This window comes from Ruixingdingia sedimenti (assembly GCF_031432425.1).
Lineage (GTDB): Bacteria > Pseudomonadota > Alphaproteobacteria > Rhodobacterales > Rhodobacteraceae > Ruixingdingia > Ruixingdingia sedimenti.
Map to the genome: position 1 here is coordinate 1 of NZ_JAVKPH010000073.1, position 2,574 is coordinate 2,574.

Here is a 2,574-nt window from a genome sequence, read left to right on the forward strand (position 1 = left end):
CATCAGGATCATCACCACCCTTTGAAACGATGCTATCGGTTGCAAACACCTTTGCGCCCTCTGGCAAACGAGCTTTCCCATCCTCTACAAAATGGGAAATCGGCAGTAGTTCGCCGCCAGACGTCTGGACTCGCTTATACTCCTGCGCTCCCGGCCCGCCCGAATCGGTTGGTAAATACAGCTTCCTAAACTTAAGCTTCTCCAAATCCTTTGCATACCAAAGCAGATAGTCGGATGTTCTTGGAATCGTTTTGGTAGTTGATCCTGTTGTTTTCTGAACAGTAATTAGCGATCCGAAATTAACAACTCCGAAGACCTCGTCGAGTATTTCCCGGACGTGGTGCAGGTTCTCATCCGAAATCTGCACAAAAACCGACCCGCTCTCGTGCAGCAATTCCTTGGCCAGCCACAGCCGGTCGCGCAGATAGGTCAGATAGGAATGGATGCCCAGTTCCCAGGTGTCCCGGAACGCCTTGATCATCTCGGGTTCCTGGGTCAGGTCGTCATCCGCGCCGTCCTTCACATCCTTCTTGTTCGTGAACGGTTGAAAGTTCGACCCGTATTTGATGCCATAGGGCGGGTCGATGTAGATCATCTGCACCCGGCCCGCCATCGCCTCTTTCTGCAAGAGCGAGTTCATCACCAGCAGGCTGTCGCCCGCGATCAGCCGGTTCGACCAGCCCTTTTCATGGTGGTAGAAATCCAGCGCCTGCCGCAGCGGCAGGTTTTCGAACGGTGCGGCGAACAGATCGGCCTGACGCCAGACCTCGGCCGCCTTCGCCTCGCCCTTCAGCCGCTTGCGCGCATTGGCCAGGATCGTCGCCGGGTCCACCCGTTCGTGGACATGCAGCGACACGGTATCGACCAGAAAGCTCGTCCGCTCCGCCTTGCCCGCCCAGTTGAGGTAAGGCGCCTGCAACGCGCGCAGTTCCGCCAGCGCATCCTTCATGGTGGCGGGATCGTCCGAGGCGAGTGCATCGTCGATCAGCTTTTCCACCCGGGCGCGCTGGCTGTCGAACATCAGGCTTGGGTCAAGGTGCGGGTCATAGGCCCAGACGGTTTTCGGCTGGTCGGGGTCATTGTCGGGGTGGACCATGCCGACCTCGGGGTTGTTCACCCGCGTGTCTGTGTGGCGATAGCTGATGACCTGCGCCGGTTCGCCGGATTTGCGCGGCGCGGCCTTGGCCTTCGCCGCCGCGCGTTTGGCTTTGGGGACGGGTTCCTCGGTCGGGGTCAGTTCGAAATCGTCGTCCTGATCCTCGTCCTCTTCGGTGATCAGGTAAACCGACCCGCCGCGCCCCTTGCCCTTGCCGAGGACGCCTTCATCAACCAGCGCGTCCTTTGCTGCGGCATAGTCTTCGTCCGACAGGTTCGGAACAATCTCCCGCAGCCGCGCGATCAGGGCACCATTGCCAATGGCAGAGCCGTCTTCCGGAATATGGGCAAGGACAAGATCACGCAGGGAATCGGACATGGACAAACGGGAACCTTCAGGTTGGCAGCGATTGCTGCTAACCTAAAGCGGTTTCAATCGTTTTGCATCCCAAAGCTGTGCGGACGGCGGTTCTTGCTGAGCGCGCAGCCTTGTTTCAGCGGTAGGCTGTCGGGGCGGTCTTTGCCACGGCCGCGCCTTCGGCATCGCCGCCGTCACTTCGATCTCGCGCAGCATCCCGCCCGCGATCAGTCCCTCGCGGACCCAGCCCAGCGCCTGCCACCAGTCGTCATAGCCGCGCCGGGCGGCATCGATCTGCTGGGGGTGGGGAGAGAACGTGACCGGACATGCAAGGATGTCGATGGTTTTCCATATGGCCCGCGCGCCCGCGCCACGCACGCGGATGCGTTCGGTGCCCACAACGATGGCGCCCGCATGTGTGCCATGCTGGTTCTGCTTGACGATGGTCGGCACGCAGCGCGGCACCGCACCTGGCATCCAGTCCGGGGTCAGCCCGGCGCGGGCCAGTTCGGCGACGCGGATCGCCATGCGCTTGCCGCCGAGGCTGTCGGGGATCCCGGCGACGGTGGCGGCGATCACCTCGGCGTCCTCGTGCGTGTAGCCGCCGATCTTGTGCTGGCCACCGTCGATCTTGCAGCCCAGCACGGCGCGCTGGAGGAGGACGTATTCCAGGCCGAAGCCGAAGCCTTCCTCGGTGATGCCCGGGGGCAAGGGCAGGTCCAGCTGCGCCTGTTCGATCCGGAACGCCCATTCCAGCGCGGCTTGCACGCCCAGCGCGCGCTTGATTCTGGTGCCGCTGACACGGCCGTGGAAACTCATGGCTGCAATCCTTCAAGGAAATCCATCTGCGCCGGGCGCTGGGGCGCATCGGTCGGCCGCCAGATCCACGGGCCCGAGGCCATGGGCAGCTGCGAGAGCGCGCCACGCATGTGCCGCTGCCAGAGGGTGAACTCCGTTGCCGAGCAGGCGCAGAGCGCGTGCCCGATGGGCCAGCCCATCAGCCATCCGACGAAGAGCGGGTTCAGCCGCCGCCGCGACCGGCCCTTCAGGATCCGCCGCGAGGTGACGCGCCCATGCGAGGCAATCATCGAAGCCCAGAGCGGGCGCGAGATCGGGGCGTG

2 protein-coding genes and 1 pseudogene are annotated in these 2,574 nt (G+C 63.0%); all 3 read right to left on the reverse strand.

The features are described from left to right. Window positions 1-1,474, reverse strand: a 1,474-nt coding sequence (locus RGD00_RS22660) for a DNA methyltransferase (RefSeq protein ID WP_310459513.1), incomplete at its 3' end; no start/stop codon positions are given. A gap of 42 nt (window positions 1,475-1,516) precedes the next feature. Beyond that, window positions 1,517-2,272, reverse strand: a complete 756-nt coding sequence (locus RGD00_RS22665) for a hypothetical protein (protein ID WP_310459514.1) — start codon at window positions 2,270-2,272, stop codon at window positions 1,517-1,519. Next, a pseudogene (locus RGD00_RS22670) lies at window positions 2,269-2,574 on the reverse strand (DNA methyltransferase); the annotation flags it as partial. The pseudogene RGD00_RS22670 and the gene RGD00_RS22665, both read right to left, overlap by 4 nt.

What these genes read in the sequence shown, in the direction of transcription:
- RGD00_RS22665 (WP_310459514.1), bottom strand. Translation starts at nt 2,272, where the DNA reads ATGAGTTTCCACGGCCGTGTCAGCGGCACCAGAATCAAGCGCGCGCTG.